Annotated in this window: 18 protein-coding genes; 5 read left to right on the top strand and 13 right to left on the bottom strand. The window is 70.1% G+C overall.

From position 1 onward, the window contains the following. The first annotated feature begins 93 nt into the window (after window positions 1-93). Window positions 94-840, top strand: a complete 747-nt coding sequence (locus OG767_RS03265; protein ID WP_405092083.1) for an oxidoreductase — start codon at window positions 94-96, stop codon at window positions 838-840. A gap of 104 nt (window positions 841-944) precedes the next feature. Here the strand turns inward: OG767_RS03265 and OG767_RS03270 are convergent, their stop codons facing one another. The 11 genes from OG767_RS03270 to OG767_RS03320 form a co-directional block, all read right to left on the bottom strand. Further along, window positions 945-1,751, bottom strand: a complete 807-nt coding sequence (locus OG767_RS03270) for an HAD family phosphatase (RefSeq protein WP_281943557.1) — start codon at window positions 1,749-1,751, stop codon at window positions 945-947. A gap of 166 nt (window positions 1,752-1,917) precedes the next feature. Continuing rightward, the gene (locus OG767_RS03275; RefSeq protein WP_405092084.1) at window positions 1,918-3,321 is read right to left on the bottom strand and encodes a tyrosine-type recombinase/integrase; all 1,404 of its coding nucleotides are present in this window, start codon (window positions 3,319-3,321) and stop codon (window positions 1,918-1,920) included. Between the two features lie 11 nt (window positions 3,322-3,332). Next, entirely contained in the window at window positions 3,333-3,617 is a 285-nt protein-coding gene (locus tag OG767_RS03280; protein WP_405092085.1) for a helix-turn-helix domain-containing protein, read from the bottom strand. Between the two features lie 15 nt (window positions 3,618-3,632). Beyond that, window positions 3,633-5,339, bottom strand: a complete 1,707-nt coding sequence (locus OG767_RS03285; RefSeq protein WP_405092086.1) for a replication initiator — start codon at window positions 5,337-5,339, stop codon at window positions 3,633-3,635. 68 nt (window positions 5,340-5,407) lie between these two features. Next, complete coding sequence (locus tag OG767_RS03290; protein ID WP_405092087.1) at window positions 5,408-6,025, bottom strand: DUF2637 domain-containing protein; 618 nt, start codon at window positions 6,023-6,025, stop codon at window positions 5,408-5,410. Further along, window positions 6,022-7,449, bottom strand: coding sequence for an FtsK/SpoIIIE domain-containing protein (locus tag OG767_RS03295; protein WP_405092088.1), 1,428 nt, complete (start codon window positions 7,447-7,449; stop codon window positions 6,022-6,024). Before OG767_RS03295 ends, OG767_RS03290 begins: the two co-directional genes overlap by 4 nt. Then, the gene (locus OG767_RS03300) at window positions 7,440-7,739 is read right to left on the bottom strand and encodes a hypothetical protein (RefSeq protein WP_405092089.1); all 300 of its coding nucleotides are present in this window, start codon (window positions 7,737-7,739) and stop codon (window positions 7,440-7,442) included. Before OG767_RS03300 ends, OG767_RS03295 begins: the two co-directional genes overlap by 10 nt. Before the next feature lie 97 nt (window positions 7,740-7,836). Next, the gene (locus OG767_RS03305) at window positions 7,837-8,265 is read right to left on the bottom strand and encodes a hypothetical protein (protein ID WP_405092090.1); all 429 of its coding nucleotides are present in this window, start codon (window positions 8,263-8,265) and stop codon (window positions 7,837-7,839) included. A gap of 114 nt (window positions 8,266-8,379) precedes the next feature. Next, a complete protein-coding gene (locus OG767_RS03310; RefSeq protein WP_405092091.1) occupies window positions 8,380-9,111 on the bottom strand; it encodes a GntR family transcriptional regulator in 732 nt (243 codons plus the stop codon). Between the two features lie 37 nt (window positions 9,112-9,148). Continuing rightward, complete coding sequence (locus OG767_RS03315; RefSeq protein WP_405092092.1) at window positions 9,149-9,445, bottom strand: DivIVA domain-containing protein; 297 nt, start codon at window positions 9,443-9,445, stop codon at window positions 9,149-9,151. Between the two features lie 12 nt (window positions 9,446-9,457). Beyond that, the gene (locus OG767_RS03320; RefSeq protein WP_405092093.1) at window positions 9,458-9,769 is read right to left on the bottom strand and encodes a hypothetical protein; all 312 of its coding nucleotides are present in this window, start codon (window positions 9,767-9,769) and stop codon (window positions 9,458-9,460) included. A gap of 685 nt (window positions 9,770-10,454) precedes the next feature. On the opposite strand from OG767_RS03320, the gene OG767_RS03325 reads away from it, so the two are divergent. From OG767_RS03325 to OG767_RS03335, 3 genes are all read left to right on the top strand, one after another. After that, window positions 10,455-11,735 (top strand): hypothetical protein, encoded by a 1,281-nt coding sequence (locus OG767_RS03325; RefSeq protein ID WP_405092094.1) that lies wholly within the window; start codon window positions 10,455-10,457, stop codon window positions 11,733-11,735. 14 nt (window positions 11,736-11,749) lie between these two features. After that, the gene (locus OG767_RS03330; protein WP_405092095.1) at window positions 11,750-12,295 is read left to right on the top strand and encodes a GNAT family N-acetyltransferase; all 546 of its coding nucleotides are present in this window, start codon (window positions 11,750-11,752) and stop codon (window positions 12,293-12,295) included. A gap of 570 nt (window positions 12,296-12,865) precedes the next feature. After that, the gene (locus OG767_RS03335; RefSeq protein WP_405092096.1) at window positions 12,866-13,345 is read left to right on the top strand and encodes a hypothetical protein; all 480 of its coding nucleotides are present in this window, start codon (window positions 12,866-12,868) and stop codon (window positions 13,343-13,345) included. A gap of 54 nt (window positions 13,346-13,399) precedes the next feature. Here the strand turns inward: OG767_RS03335 and OG767_RS03340 are convergent, their stop codons facing one another. Continuing rightward, the gene (locus OG767_RS03340; RefSeq protein ID WP_405092097.1) at window positions 13,400-13,924 is read right to left on the bottom strand and encodes a hypothetical protein; all 525 of its coding nucleotides are present in this window, start codon (window positions 13,922-13,924) and stop codon (window positions 13,400-13,402) included. Window positions 13,925-14,122: 198 nt separating this feature from the next. Further along, window positions 14,123-14,752, bottom strand: a complete 630-nt coding sequence (locus tag OG767_RS03345; protein WP_405092098.1) for a hypothetical protein — start codon at window positions 14,750-14,752, stop codon at window positions 14,123-14,125. A gap of 508 nt (window positions 14,753-15,260) precedes the next feature. Between OG767_RS03345 and OG767_RS03350 the strand changes: the two genes are divergently transcribed. Continuing rightward, window positions 15,261-15,914 (top strand): hypothetical protein, encoded by a 654-nt coding sequence (locus OG767_RS03350; protein ID WP_405092099.1) that lies wholly within the window; start codon window positions 15,261-15,263, stop codon window positions 15,912-15,914. Window positions 15,915-16,304: the final 390 nt, after the last annotated feature.

The raw sequence follows: 16,304 nt of genomic DNA on the forward strand, positions 1-16,304 counted from the left end.
GCGCCGAGGTGCAAGGCCGGGCCCCCGGTTAACGCCTCCGGTAGAGAAAGGGCCCCCTCTCAACGCCCCGGACCGTGTCGCTAGCGTGACGGGGTGACCACCGATCCGCTCGCCCCGCTGCTCGCGCTCGCCGACGTCGCGCTCGCCGTCGAGCAGGCCCGGGACCGGGTCGACCAGGCCCACCGGCACCGCGCGCTGCGCCGCCAGGGCGGTCCCCTCGCCGCCGAGATCAGTCTCCGCTCGGCCGTGGCCAGCGCCGCGCTGGAGGGCCGGGACCACGACCGCGAGGAGGTACGCGCCGGTACGGTCACCGACCCGGTGCTCCAGGGCGCGCTGCGGGTGGCCGGCGCGCTGCCCGGCCTGAGCGACCTCTGGCCGAAGGCGCCCCGACAGGTGCTCGCCCGGCTGCACGTGCTCGCCGCCCGGGACGTGGTGACCGAGGAGGAACTGGGACGCCCGGTCGCCGACCCGGTGGTGGCGGCCCGCCTCGACGGCCTGTCCAGCCTGGTGGCCGGCGGCACGAAGGTACCGCCGCTGGTGCTGGCCGCCGTCGTGCACGGCGAACTGCTGAACCTGCGCCCGTTCCCGGGCCCCTCCGGCGTGGTCGCCCGCGCCGCCGCGCGACTGGTGCTGATCTCCACCGGGTTCGACCCCCGCGGGCTGGTCGCGGTGGACGTCGGGCACCGTGAGCGGGAACCGGAGTACGTCGGCGCGGCCGGTGCCTTCGCCACCGGCACCCCGGACGGCCTACGCTCCTGGCTGCGGCACTACATGGCCGCGGTGGAGGTCGGAGCGGAGCAGATCACGCTCATCGGCGACGAGATCCTCGCCGCCTCCTGAGGTGCGCTGCCTCTCGGGCGCTTCCGGCTCCTGGGCGCGGCCGTCTTCTGGGCGCAGCCGTCTTCTGGGGGTGCCGTCTTCCCGGCGGTCGCGGCCGAACCGGGTCAGGCGGTGGGCGCGACGGCCCGGGTGCGGCGGTGCCGGCCGTACCAGGCGATGCCGATGGCGACACCGACACCCACGCCCAGCGCGGCCGCCGCGACCGGCACCGCCGGCCGCTCCCGCAACCGGCGGCCCAGCGGGATCGGGTGCCGGAACTCCAGCACCGGCCAGGCGTTCTCCATGGCCAGCCTGCGCAGCGCCCGGTCCGGGTTGACCACGGACGGGTGGCCCACACACTCCAGCAAGGGCCGGTCACTGTACGAGTCGGAGTACGCGTACGACTCGGCCAGGTCGTAGTCCCGCTCCTGGGCCAGCTCGCCCACGGCGTCGACCTTGCTCGGGCCGGCCGCGTAGAACTCGACCTCGCCGCTGTAGCGGCCCTCGACGACCGCCATCCGGGTGGCGATCACGTCGGTCACCCCGAGCAGCTCGCCGATCGGCCGGACCATCTCCTCGCCCGAGGCGGAAACCAGCACGACATCCCGGCCGGCAGCCTGGTGCTCCTCGATGAGGGCGGCCGCTTCGGCGTACACATAGGGGTTGATCAGCTCGTGCAGCGTCTCCGCGACGATCTGGCGGACCTGTTCCACCGGCCAGCCCTTACAGAGCGTGGCCAGATAGTCCCGGGTGCGGGCCATGGTCTGCTCGTCGGTGCCGCCCAGCCGGAACATCAGCTGCGCGTACGCCGACTTGACCACGTCACGCCGAGTGATCAGCCCGTCCCGGTAGAACGGCCGACCGAACGCCAGAGCGCTCGACTTGGCGATGACGGTCTTGTCGAGATCGAAGAAAGCGGCACCACGGCCCACGGCGCGAAAGTCTAGCCGGACGGGACGCCCAGAGCTGCCCGGCCCGGACCCCTAACCTGAGGTGCACCCGGCTGAGTGACGCCGGTCACAGGGGCGCGCAAGAAATTAGCTTTGCGTGGAGTGAACACCACTCGACGTATAAGGGTCGGCTGCGGCATGCTTGTCCTCACGACGGGAGTTCACGTCCCGTCGCTGCTGGAGGCCCTCGGCGGTTGCACCCCCCGTGACCGCTGAGTCGGTTCGGCTCGACCCCCCCGGAGCCGAACCACCCGACGACCCCCGTCTCCCCCCGACGGGGGTCGTCCCTTTGCGGGGAGCGCTCCCGGCCTGGCGGGAGCGCCTTTCCCGACTCGGTCGGGTCGGGCGACGGGCGGAAAGTCAGCGAATCGTCAGCGAACGTCAGCCGGACGCGGTCGGCGTAGTCGTCGGGCGTGTGCGTGTAGCGGTCCAGCGTCGTCGACGCCTTCTCGTGGCCCGCCACCCGCCGCACCACGTTGACCGGAACCCCGTCCGACACCAGCCACGTGATGTACGAGTGCCGCAGGTCGTGGAACCGGAGCCCGCCGACCGCCGAGGCCGCCGCGTGCGCGACCGCCGCCGCCTCCGTGGTGAACTCCGCCCGCTGCTCCCGCCCGTCCCGATCCGGCCACACCGCCAGCCACCGGCCCGGCGTCACCTCGCTGACGCGCCCGAGCAGGCCGGCCCGCACCAGCGACGGCAGCCACACCCGCCGCCGGAAGTTCGACCGCCGTTGCGGCCCGCCGTCCCGGTCGGCGAAGACCAACGCCCGGCCGTCCGGCGAGCCGGCCCCGCGCCGCTGGCGCAGCTCGTCGACGAGGAACCGTGGCATCGGCACCGCGCGCACGCCGGCCCGAGTCTTCGGGTACGCCCGCAGCACGATCCCGCCGTGGGTCTCCACCGCCACCTGGGCGACGTGCACAAGCCCACGGTCGAGGTCGACCGCTTCCCAAGGCAGACCCGCGCACTCACCCCAGCGCAGTCCCGCCCCGGCGGCGGCGCAGACGATCCCTCGGTGTTCGGCCGGCACAGCGGGCAGCAGCCAGCCGAGGAACGCCTCCCGGCTGATGATGCCGGCGCGAGCCTCACCAGCCCGGTTGCGCGGTATCCGCACCCCCTCGCACGGGTTCACCGCGATCAACCGCGCCCGGATCGCCGTCTGCATGATCATCGAGAGCATCCCGAGGTGCTTCGCCGTCGTCGAGGGCGCCAGGGTCCGGCCGAGGTTCGTCACCCACTCCTGTACCGCCAGGTAGTCGATCCGCGACAACGGCCAGTCCGCCCACTGCGGCAGCAGATGTGCCCGCAGCATGGATTCCGTCCGCTCGGCCGTCCGGACCTCCACGGACCGCCCGGCCAGCCACCGCGTCACGAACTCACCGAACCGCATCCGTCCCGCGTGCGGGTCGACATACGTACCCCGGTTGATCGTGCCCTCCACCTCGGCCAGGTACGCGTTCGCCTCCTTCTTCGTACGGAACGTCTTGGCCTTCTGCCGGTTGGCCGAGTCCCGCCAGTTCGCCCGGTAGGTCCCGGCCGGCGTCTTGCTCACGAAGCCCACGGTCACCACCCCCCACGCGGTGAGTCGGTCCCGGTCGCCGAGAGCCCGCCGGCCGGACCGTCCAGCCAGGCATGGAAACGGCTGCGCGGCACCACCCAGCGCCGCCCCAGACGCTCGGCGGGGATCTGCCCAGACCGGACCAGGGTGTAGGCCGAGCTGACCGAGAGGGACAGCATCGCGGCCACCTCCTTGACCGTGTAAACGGCCCGGACCGGCCTGGCCTCGGAGTCGACTTCACCAACCCGAGGGCCGGCCTGACGCAGCTCGAATGGCACGACGTTGGACAAGATTTCCCCCATGGTTCAGGCCGCGAGCGCGGCGGGTCGATCGGGTGACGGCGAGAGCGCGGTTGTTCGCAGCCGCGCGGTGTCGAGGTCTGTGCGCCAGCGGATGCGGGCGGATATCGCGCGCAGGAGTCGGTGCTCCAGGGGCGGCACGTCCGGGTCTTCTGGTCGGGCGAGTTCGAACCGGTACCGCTTGGATCCGTCGTCGGCCGCCTGGTCGTGCTCCTCGGTGTCGGCCATGCCGCCGGCGAGGATGGCGCGCACCCAGGCGCGGTTGTCGGCGCGGTGGTCGGCAAGGGTCTTGCCGGACCACTGGCGGGAGACGAGGACGCGGCGGCCGGTGAAGCCGAGGGTGGAGCGTTGGTGGACCTTTCCGGTACACCTGCCCGGGGTCAAGCCGGGCTTGACGCCATCCGGCTGAACGCCGTACAGCAGCCAGTTCGCACACGTCGGCGAGCACGGCAGGACCGAGAGCTCGGCGTGGAGCCGGTCGAAGTGCGCCTTCTGCGGGTCTGAGCGGGGCTTGGCCTGGTCGGTCAGGTCCTTGGTGACGTACTTGGTCACGTAGCGGATGGACCGTTCGGCGTCCTTGGTGCCCTGCTCGATGCCGCGGGCGTCGATGCGGCCGAGGCGGGCGACGTAGGCGGGGCGGCTGTCGGGTTCCTCCAGGGCGTCGAGGGCTTCACCCCAGGTGGGCAGCGGCTCACGCGTTTTGGGGTCGACGTATGCCTGTCGGTCGACGTCCCAGACCGGCGGCTTGTCCACGCGGTAGACGGGTTCGTTGAAGGGTGGCCACCAGACTTGGTGGTAGGTGGCGGCGGCGATCTGCTTGAGCAGCCGGCGGGGCAGGGTGCCGCGGATGGCGAAGTGGGCGTGTGGGGCAAGGCGGCGTTGCAGTTCGACGGCGCCGGCGTATTGGACGTTCCAGCCGGCAGCACGGCGGACGTTCTGCCACCACCGGTCAAGGACCCGGGCGAAGTGGATCGCGTCCAGGGCCGCGCGCCGGTAGTCGTAGCCGGCAGGGTCGACGGGGGTGCCGAGGAGGTCATCATGCGGGCCGTGTCGAGTGCCGCACTCGCATGGCGCGATGTAGGCGCCGCGACGGAGGTGGGAGTGCACCGGCCCGTGCGAGTCGAGCGTCAGCGTGACCAGCATCGACGGCCGGTAGGTCTTGCCCGTCCGGCCCGAGTAGGCCCGGCCCACGGTGCGCGGGTCGACGGGCAGCCGGGGCAGGTCGGGTGAGTCTTGACGCCGTCGGGTGGAGCGCTTTCGGCGGGGCCGCTCGTCGCGTTCCTTCGGAGTGAGGTGGCCGCGCAGGCTGGTCTCGCCGAGGGCTTCGTCCAGTTCCACGATCGCGGCGTCGATCTCGGCCACCTGGGCGGCCCGCTCATCCGGGGTCATCGGTTGGTACTGGACGGCTTCGCGTTCGAACTCCAGATGCGCCCGCACCCGCACCAGGGCGAGTGCGTCCTCACCGGGCTTGTCAGGGCGGACGGCGGGCTCGTCGGCGAGGTGCCAGCCTTCCCGGATCTGCTGGATGCGCAGCCGCCGGCCCTTCTCCGCGCACGGCTTGCACTTGACGGCCAGGGTCGCCCCGCAGGGCACTTCCACGACCTCGGTGAGGCCGGTGGCGGTGTCGGTGCGGCGCAGCGCCAGGGGGCGGACGCAGACGCCGTGTGATTCGGCGAGTTGCTTGAGCGCGTCCTTGGCGAGGGGCTTGCGCATCCGGTCGGCCCGGGACCCAGGCCGCGGCGACGTCTCTGGTGGGGTCGTGGGGATGAGGGCCAATTGGGTCACTGGTCACGCTCCGCGCCGTACGGGATGCCGTTGCGGGCCGTGAACGCCGCTGCGGGGACGGGCACCAGTCCGGGCCGCTGCACCGCCACTGCCGCCGGCCGGGCCGGTTCGCCGGTGACCGCCTGGCCCTCGTCGACGACGTTGGCCACGACGGGCCGGTGATCCTCGATCGGTTCGTAACCGGGCGGCACCTCACCCCGGTCGCCGGCTGGCTGGTCGACGGGCGCCGCCGGGGCAGCGGAGAAGACGAGTTTGGACAGGCCGAGGAACGCCAGCGCGGGCACGGCCGACAGCAGCCACCCGGACGGGCTCGGCTTCGCCACGGCCAGTTGCGCGGCGAGGGACAGCGCGACGGCGCAGACGAGCAGGAACAGCGGGTACCCGACCGGGCCGCCGGTGCGGCGGCGTCGCCGGATGGTCAGCAGCGCCGCGAACGGGAGCAGTTCGGAGATGGCGGCATTCGCCCAGCCGAACCAGTCCCCGGTACCGGCCGGCGAGTTGTTCATGGTCCAGTCGTGGACATGGGTGAACGAGGCGGCGCCGGCCAGTCCGCCGACGGTGAGGACGATGAGCACCAGGGCGAGCCCTTCCGTGCGTTCGGTGTCGGCCTTCATGGGGTCACCTCCTGGTCGGTGTCGTCGCAGAGGCGGCGGTAGTCGCGGCCGAGCTGGCGGATGTCGTCGTCGGTGAGGTAGGCGAACCGGACCCGGACGGGTTCACGGACGCCGTCGAGGACCACGAACCCCACCCCCGGCGACGACTCCGGAATGCGGTCGCAGAGCGCTCCCCGGTCGCGGGCGGCGTCGCCGAGAACCATGTCCACCTGCTCGGGCTCGGTCAGCCGCAGCCCTATGCGGGTGGGGAACAGGTCGCGGAACGGCAGCACGTCCTTGCGCGGGTCCTGCAACGCGGCGACCACGTGCACGCCGACCGCCCGGCCCTGCGACAGCAGCAGCCCGAGTGATTCCTTGATCCGGTCGCGGACCTTCCGATCGGTGATGTAGGCCGTGAGCGCGGCCAGCTCGTCGACGACCAGGACGAGCAACGGATCCTCCGGCGTCGGTACGTGCTGGCGGGTCACCCCGCGCAGCCGGGCCGCCCGCAGCCGCATCCGCTTCACGGCCTCTTCCAGGACGCCAGCCATGCTGTCCGGGTCGTCGTAGGCGAACCGGGTGAACAGCGGCACCCCGGCTGCCAACTCCATCCCGCCCTTCGGGTCGAACGCCCACACCTCCACCAGCCCTGAGCGAATACCACCGGCCAGGGAACGGAGCAGCGACCACAGCACCGACCCCTTGCCCGACCCCGTGGCCCCCGCGATCAGCACATGCGACCCGACCAGCCGCAGCCGGTAGGGCTGCCCGTCCTCGTCGACGCCGAGGACGAGCCCGCCCAGATCCGGCACGTCGGCCACCGGCAGCGGCGCCACGACGGCGGCGAGGGGGTCACGGCGTACGAGGCGCACCACCACGCGATCCGGCCGCGCCGTCGAGCGCGCCTGCCCGCTGCGGCGGCGGAAGGCGTAGGCGAGGCGTTCCGCGGCCTGCCCCCAGTCGTCCGGGATCTGCCCCGGCAGCAGCCGGACGGTCAGCTCGTCGCCGAACCGGTCGCACCGCACCCGCAGAAGCTGCGGAACATACCGGTCACCGGCGAACGCGGTCGCCAGCCCACAGGTCGCCACCACCGACGCCCACCGCCGCCGGTAGACGAACAGCGCGCGGACCCGGCTGACGATCGGGTACCAGCCGAACCGCAGCCACGACGACGGATGCCACCGCCACCACGCCACGCAGCCGGCGACGACGGTCAGGACGACGCCGCCCATGACCAGGCCGCCGAACTCGACCCAGATCCACAGAGCCAGCGCAGACGGGGCGGTGAGCCACCAGTACCGGACCGCCAGCACGGTGAGCCGGAACAGGCCCCGGGCCAGCCACCAGAGCACCAGCAGCCAACCCGGAACCCGCCACGCAGGAAGACGCACGTTCATCGGCGCCATGGGGATCTTGTCCCCGGGAATCACGTTGATCAGAGGCACAGGTCACCACCCCGAGCCGAGCGCCCCAGCGTCGAGATGCACGAGTGACACGACATGCGGCGCAGGTCGAACCGACGCGGCTTCACCCACCGACAGCAACGGGGACAGCGGATCGCACACACCCGGGCGGAAGCCGGCGGCAGCCGCAGCGCCGACCGGAGCGCCGCCTCGGTCTCCCGGTAGGCGTGGCGCAGACCGGCCAGGAGCGAGCGCGTGCGGGTGAGCGTGAGGGCCGCGCCGAGGAGCAGGGGTGCGGCGATGATCAGGGCAGGGGGAATTACGGTGGGCATCACGCCCTCCTTCGCCAGATGAGGGATGGCAGAGCGCGGGACGGGTCGGGACTCTTGGCGGGGAAACGACCCGCCCCGCGCGCACAACCAGCAGCGGTCAGGCCGTCGCCGAGCCCGGCACCACCGACGCCGGGCGGATCGCGGTGGCCCGTAGCGAGTACGCCATGCGGGAACGGCAGTCGCCCGAGGAGCGGCCCGGCTTGCACCGCTGCGAGTCGACATACGGGGTGAGGGTCAGGCCCTCGAACTCCACGGCCGGCGGGTAACCCGGCACGGTCGACGGCGGCGGCACCGGCTGCTGCGGAGCCACGACCTTGACCTTCACCTCGGTGGACCGGCCGAACTTCCCGGCCTCCGGGTCCAGGTCCATCACCCGCACCACCCAGACCCGCTCGCCGGTGTCCTTGTCCCGCGCCTGGTTGTCCGCCTCGCCCCGCCGCTCAAAATCGATCTGCGGCGAGACGCCGAGGCAGAGCGCCCCGGCGGGGAAGACGTACTCGGACGGAACGGGCACCTTCAACGTCATCGGAACCACGGCAAGACCTCCAAGTCCACAAGGCAACTCAACTAGTTGACTTGTTAAGTCAGATCGAAGGTAAAGAGTGCCAACTTGACTTGTCAAGTGGCTAATCCACTTTGGTCAGTCGAGCGGGTAGACGTCTTCCAGATCGTGCCGGGCGGCGGGAAGGAGCACGTCTACCGCCAGCACCGGCGTGGCGCTCCGGTCGCAGATGACCAGGAGCACGGTCAGCACCGGATCGTTTTCGCGGACCTGCAACAGCTCGGCTTCCTCGGTGTTGGGCAGCCGCGCCGAGATGCGTTCGGTCACGTGGTCGAGCTTGAGGCGCTTGCGGGAGGCGACGTGCCTGAGCAGGCCCTCCGGCATCACGTCCTGAGAGCCCACGCCGGTTCCATTGGCCAGCTCGACGGGCAGGAACGCCGTACCCAGTTCCACCGGGCCGACATCATCGACGGTGATGAGGCGTCGACGTGCCACGACCGGAGTCCCCGGTTTCACGCCGAGAGCGGCAGCGGCTCGTGGGGGAGCGGGAACGGTGCCGGCGGCCAGCAGCGTCGACCCGGCCCGCTCGTCGTCGTCGAGCAGGCCATAGCGGCGTTCACGTGATCGCTTGTCGGTGCCGCCCGGACGGCCCAGGACGAACCGACCCTTGCCCTGGCGGCTCTCGATCCAGCCGTCCTGCCGCAGGAGGTCCAGGGCCCGGACCACGACGGGACGGGACGCGCCGAATTCGCGGATGAGTTCGGTCTCGCTGGGCAGCATCCCGCCCGGCGGGTAGGTGCCGTCGTCGATGCGCTGTTGCACCGCGTTGACGATCACCACGTACTTCGGCGGCGCAACCTCGATCGGCACCGTTTCACTCCAGACGACAACTCAGCTTGTCAACAGGCTATCTGCGCTGCTGATCCCCTGTCCATGCGCTGCCGTCCATCTGACCCGGCCTCGGTGCGTAGCCGCCCTGCCAGTCCCGCAGAGCGTTCTTCAGCCGGGCGTTCTCTTCCCGGAGACTCGCCTCGACCCGGTCCCTGGCGATCAGCTCATCGACGACGCGATGCAGGAACGCGTAGACATGTGCCTCGACGAGCCCCCGCCGGCCGAACCCGGTACGCCGGAACCGCTGCCGGCGTACCTGATCGGGGACCATCGGCGCGAGCCGCGAGGCCACACGAAAGACTCCCACTGCCATCGAACTCTCCCATCAAGTCGTCGCACGTGTTCCCTGCCGCGGGCCGTCCTTAGCCGGCGTAGCTGCTGCTGGCTTTCGGCGTGGTTGACGGACCACGGCCCGAGGCGGGTCCGCCCGCAGCAGGCCAGCTTTCTGCACGAAGATCTCTCGACGTGCCAGAGCGTTGCCCGCTTGGTCGAGGACGTAGCCGGTCAGCCAAATCCAGTCGTGGTGGACCAGCTCGCCGGAGATCTTGATGACTCGGAAGATCAAGGCCCGGTCGCCGCCGAACTGCACCGACGCGCCCCGATTGACATACAGCACGTCTCCCGGCTTCGGGACCACGACCGACCGCCTTCCACACCTCGGATGACCGGGGCGCCGAGGCGGGCGGGCATCCGAGCGCGGCCGACACCGCGCTTCCACCAGCACCCGCCCCGGGCCAACTCAGGACACGGCGGAAACGCCGCGTGATGATCGGAGGGCCGGCGGTCGTCGCTGTCAGACGACCGCCGGCCCCGCCCACTGCCCTTGGGCGCCGGTGCCCGCGCAGTCAGGGCAGTCACGCCGTTGCAACCGGTTCGGGTCACCGGGAGCCCGGAGCGAGCGCCGAGGGCTGGCCATCTTCCAGCCCCGCCCCTCGCACGCGGGACACGCAATCGGCGCGGACGGCGAGGACTGGAGCGACCCTCGCCGCGGGCGCGACCCATCCACACACCGCACGACCCGAACCCCGGTTTGCTCAGCGCCCCTCCTCGCTGAACTCACCTCCCGGTGTCCGCGCCGACGCTGCTGCCCATGTGCATCGACGGGATGCACATGCACAATTGCGGTGGGTGAGCCGTCCATGTAGGAGAGATTGCACGGGACCTACGGGACCGATCGAGGACCCGTAGGGACACCTCTGACGGACATCGAGCGGACACCACGAGGACCTGCATTGCCGGAAGGACCTCACCCGGGCGAGCGTGGAGAAAGCCCATCAGGAAGGCGTAGACGGATGGCACGAGAACGCCGCGAACCTCGCACCATGCTGGAGCACCTGATCCAGCAGAGCGACCGCACGTACGAGGAACTGGCCGACGAATTCTCCCGGATGGACCCCCGGGCGGCGATCAGCGCCCGGCACCTCGGGCGGTTGGCACGCGGCGAACGCGACCTGGCCTCATCGACCCCCGCCACCCGGCGGGCACTACAGGCCATGTTCAGCAGGCCCATCGACGAACTACAGCGCCCTTGGACTCCCCACCAGTTGACCCCTGCGCCGGAGCGACACCTCCTTGTCGACCCTGCCGGCGCCGGCCCGGAAAGGAACCTCCTCGCCATGGCCGCACAACGCGCCCGCCAGTACGCCATGCTCGCCGCCGAGTCCACCAGCCCGGCCGCCATCGAACAGCTCGCCGAGGACGTGCAGCGCCTGGCGCTGGCCTACCCGCAGCGCCCCGTCAGCCACGTGCTGCCCGACCTGGTCGAGACACAGGACACCCTGTTCACTCTCCTGGAGCGTCGCCAGGCGCCGAACCAGTCCAGAGACCTGCACTTCCTCGCCGGCATCACCAGCGGTCTGCTCGCCAAGGTCTCCCACGACATGGCCGACCCGCACTCGGCCATGCTCCAGGCCCGCACCGCCGTTCTCTGCGCCGAGCAGGCCGGCCACCCCGGGCTACAGGCGTGGCTGCGCGGCCTGCAATCCCTCGTCGCCTACTGGGCCGGCCGCTACGCCGAGGCGGTCCGCTACGCCGAAGCCGGCCGCGAGTATGCCACCCGAGCCGGCGGCACCTCCGCCGTCTGGCTGCCCGCCAGCGCCGCCCGCGCGTACGCCGCACTGGGCAACGCCGAGCAGGCCAAGGCCGCCATCACCGAGGCCGAGGACGCCTGGTCCCGGGTACGCCCCGACGAGATGGACGCGATGGGCGGCATCTGCACCTTCAACCAGCCCCGCACCCTCTACTACGCCAGCGACGCCCTCGCCTGGCTCCCCGGCGAGGCCACCAACACCGAGCGATACGCCCTGCGCGCCACCCAGGCGTACGCCGACCCCAACGACCCGGCATGGGCATTCGGTGACCAGGCCGGCTCACACGCCAACCTCGCCATTGCCCGCGTGGCCGGCGGCAACCTGGACGCCGCTGCCGACGCCCTGGCCCCCGTGCTCGACCTGCCCACCGATCAGCGCATCAACGGCATCGTTCACTCCGTACGCCGCGTCCACCAGGCCATCACCCGCGCCGGCCACGCCAACGACGCCCGCGAACTCATCGACGGCATCGAGCACTTCACCCACACCCCGGCCAACGCCCTCCCTCGATAGGGCACGATCGAGCCATGGAGCCGATCACCATCCCCGGCCGCGTCATCACCCTGCGCGACTTGCGCTCCGATGACGCGGCCGATGCTTGGGCAATCGTCGGAGACAACCGGGTCACTCAGTGGCTCTCCTTCGACAGCCGGGACCAGGCCGCCGCAGTCGCCATGGTCGAAGGCGCCATCGAGCGAGCCCGGATCACCCCGCGCACCGAGTACTACCTAGCCGTTGCCGACGCCTCAGACCGCATGATCGGCTTCGCGCGACTCGGACTCACCGGCCACCAGGCCGCCAAACTCGGGTACGCCATCAGCGCCGACCAATGGGGCCACGGCTACGCCACCGACGCCGCTCGCACGATGCTGGCCTACGGCTTCCAGACGCTGAAGCTCCACCGCATCACCGCAGCCATCGGCCCCGACAACGCCGCCTCCATCACCGTTGCCGAAAGACTCGGCATGCAGTACGAGGGCCGGCTCCGCGACCACGTCTTCACCAACGGCGCATGGCGCGACTCCCTGCTCTACTCCATCCTCGCCCAGGAGTGGACCAGCAACGCCGGCTGACCAACCGCCGGCGGCTCGACGGCCAGCGCCGGCCCGATCATGGCGCCGGTACGATCGCCGGCATGCGCGACGCCGACACGCCGCCGTAGGAACCCGCCGACCGCCGTTACGCCGACACCGCCCTCACATCCCGGGAGCACGCGGCCCGTATCCGCGCCGCCGCAGCCGAGGTGTACGCACGTGTCCAGGAATGGCAGCGCGCCCCAGGTTGGCGGGAGACACCGACGAATGCTCACCGGTACGCGGTGACGGCGGACGCTGTCGCGGCGCTCGGCGCGTTGCCCGAGTCCGAGACCTCGGAGGATTTGGCCGCTGTCGTCGGTGCGGTCCGTCCGGTGCTCGCTGAATGGCGCCCGAGCCGGCCGGGGCCGGAGCAGCAGATCTTTGCGGCAGTCGAGCGACTTCGGCAGGCATGCGGATAGCGGAGCTGTCCTCAGTTCTGCGCAGCCCGGACCGAGTAGACCTCCAAGGTCATCTCGTAGACTCGCCCAAGTGATCTTGGGGGAGGTTCCACAGGGGTGGCGGTCACGCCGAGTCCGACAAGCTGGGCGTCCTCGCCGGTGGCACTGGGTGCTGCTGGCGTTGGTGGTGATCAGTTGCGCTGGCCTTGTGGCTGTGCCTGCCTCCTGGGCCGTGCGCAAGCAGTTGGAGGCAGAGCGCGGCGAGGCGACGCCGGAGGCCGCGGCCCGCGTGTGGCTGTTACAGCTCAGCGCCGGTGAGGAGCTGGGACTGTTGCGGGTGCTGGCTGGCGCGCGCCATGACGAGCTGCGGCAGCAGTGGCGGGACTACCGGGCCGAGATGACGGGCGCCGGCCGGGAGCCGTCGAAGCTGGAGAGCGTGGGGCCGAGCGCGATCGAGCACCAGGCCGCCGACCGGGCCACGGTGATCGAGCAGGTACGCGCGGTGTGGTGGGACGATGCGCAGATCCTCGCCGGTACCGCGCATCCGTGGCGGTGGGAGCTGCGCAAGGACCGCGGCGGGTGGCGGGTGTGGTCCGTCGACCTGCCGGCATGGTGCGGGGTGCATATCCGGGCGAACCTGTGTCCGTGATGAACGGTCACGGAACGGTCCCGTGGGGCATCAGGGAGGCAGGACCGAAGGAGCCTACAGCGGCAAGATCGATACGAGTTTCCACCAGGAGCACCCCACTACAAGCGCCGCCATCGTGGCCACCACAGCCATCAGCAAGGGAACTCGGCCACCCCGAATCCTGAAATACAGCAACGCCACGCCAGCGGTCAGGCCGAGTGCAGGGACAAGCGCACTTGGCATCAGCGCGACCGCGAGAAAGCTGGTCATCCCTTCCGGGCCATCTCGACCAAGTACAGCAAGGAGGACAAGACCCGCCACCGACAGCCACGCCAGCCCAGCCAAGATCGCGGCAAGAACAAGGACGGCCGAGGCCCGATGGTGGCCCACCCATCCACCAGCGCTCGCCGACCTCGCCGACCGCTCCAGGCCGCCGCCCCGTCTGTTGCGTGCGAGAGCACGGTCCGCCACCCCGACTTCTGCGGCGCCAGGCTTTCGAAGCTCCACCCCAGGCGATCCCACTGTGCGATCCGGGATGTCGTCGCGCGGCACCGCCGTCCTGAGCCGAAGCCAGGGATGCAACTCTTCGGCATCGGACATGGCGGGATTGTGGCACTTCCTCACAAGCCCTGCCGCCCGCACGGATGGCTCGTGGATCAGCCACACCGCCGTCGTGCCCCGATCCCTTGAACGGAGCTGCGGAGCTGCGGAGATGTGATCCGTCAGCTGATGTGCGACGCAGTTCCGCCAGGTGATGTGCGACAGATCCAACAACTTAGGGGCGGGCGCGAGAGGGGCTCAGCCGGCGGCCGAGTGCTGGTGGCACCGGTCGCCGGCGGTGTCCGGCAGCAGGACACACCCGCACACCTGGCACGTTCCCCAGCGGCCATACCACGATCCCGTGCGCCGGAAGCGGGCGAGGGCGGCCCGCCAGGCACTCAGATCGGCCTCGTCAGTCTCGCCGTCAACGTCCACCGGATACCCGGGCTCGTTGCCGGCCAGAAAACCTGCAACAAAGTAGCGGGCCTCCTCCGACATGGCTCCCATCTCGGCACGCGACACGTTGTAGCCCACGCCCTCGTGGGGACACCACGCTGCCATCCGCCCAGTGAACGAGTGGCCGTTACCGACCAGGACGTCACGCCCGCAGGGGGCCTCAAACCACAGCCGCTCGTCGATCGGCGGTTCATCGATCGGAGCCCGCTCCCAACGCACTGGCAGGCTCACCTTTGCCACAACGCACGAAGGGGCCGCCTCGCCGGTCGGGGGACACGAGGCCACGAGATTGGCCCCCCGCTCGTGGGCGAAGGCGATCGACTCGTCCCGGGCCATCAACTCCAGCTCTGTCCCGCTGTCGAGGTATACCTCGGCAGCCTCAATGGCCTCGTCGAAGCGGAACTCGGCGAGTGACCACATCCTGTCGGGCATGGATGACGATCCTAGATCCGCCGAGCCGCCCTGAACACTCGCAACTGTCGTATCAGCACGTTGAGGTGTTGCAGATCAGTTGGCGGACGCGTGTCGCACATCAGCCGACGGAGGACAGCGGAGATGCGGAGATGCGGAGATGACTGCCGAAACAATCTCATCAGGATCAAGGCGGCCCGCAAGCGGGCCGCGCCGGACGCGCTCGGCCTGCTGGTGGCGCAAGCGCCGGCATCGGCCGGCGCGCCGGCCGATAAGGGCTTTTGCCTCCGGCGGGGGCCAGACGACTCCGAGATGGAGTTGCCGAACGGTTCCGGCCCGTGGGTGGTGGGATGCCATCCCGCCAGCCACCGACCCAGGCAGAGCCGAGCAGACCAGGGCCAGGGTGACAAGGTCGTTCGTCCAGTAGGGCGCTCCACCTTGTCACCCTGGCCCTGGCCTGCTCCACTGTGTGTGGGTCGGCGGCAGACGGGATGGCAGCGGAGTGGTGGCCTGGTGACACCATGACGTGGTGGACGACTTCTGGAACGGCGCTGTTAGCGCGTTGATAGGGGCTGTCGTTGGTGGTGCTGCGAGCTGGATCGCTGCCCGGATTCAGGTAAGAGGCGCGATCAAGGTCGCGAACATGCAGACGAGGCAGACGCTTGACGCTCAGCGCCTACTGAGGCGAGAAGAGCGGGAACATGAAGCCCTTAAGGCCCTCCGAGTGTTCGTTGATAAGCAACTGGTGGCTTTCTCTGAGGTGGCGGCGCTGCATGAGGACCACGAGCCCGACGATAGCGAGGCTGGATGCGCGCACCCGACAACCGGCCACATCGATATGGCTGCTCTGTGCGAGGAGAGCGCAAGACTCCGGCTGACCCACGGTCCTTTCCTTCATCCTGCGGTGAGCCATCAGTACGAATACCTGCACGACGCGATGCACGATTGCAAAGACGGAATATTTCAGCCAAGATTTTACGCTAACTTGGACTTGCATGGCTGCAAATGGAAATCAGTAATGGTGTCCACAACGGAACTAGCCGACTGGATATCGGTCTTCTTCGAGTATCAATTGGAAGGGAGAGGTGTAGAGTCCTTGCTGGCCGATTTTAGAGTGGATGGCTATTGGCCAGATCAGTTGAGCGCCCGGGCGCGAGCGCTTAGTCAAGGCGACCAGCGCTAGAGCTCCTGACCGAGGTCGCCGCCGCATCGTTTAGCAGTCCGCATCCAGTCCGCAAGAGGTCGCCGGGCGGCGGGGGAGTGGTGAGAGATGCCGAGAGGCGTTTCCGCTGGCAGGAGCGCACATGCGCAGGTCGCCGGATCGCCCATCTTGATCTCATAATCCCTCGGTCGCCGTGCCATCCACGTGCCAGGTAGCCGGTACCTGGAAGGTCAACAGAGGGAGGTTGCCGTGCGATCTACGTGCGACAAGGGGCGGCAAGCAGCGGGATTCCGGGGTCAACTAGGCTCTGCCCGGACAGTTGGATCACGGGGCAAAAAGCAGAGCGCCGACCGGCGTTTCCGCTGGTCGACGCTCCTGTAGCCCGGCGAAAGGCTATGTGGATAGGGGCGG

Source organism: Micromonospora sp. NBC_01392 (assembly GCF_045040125.1).
In the GTDB taxonomy this organism is placed as follows: Bacteria; Actinomycetota; Actinomycetes; order Mycobacteriales; family Micromonosporaceae; genus Micromonospora.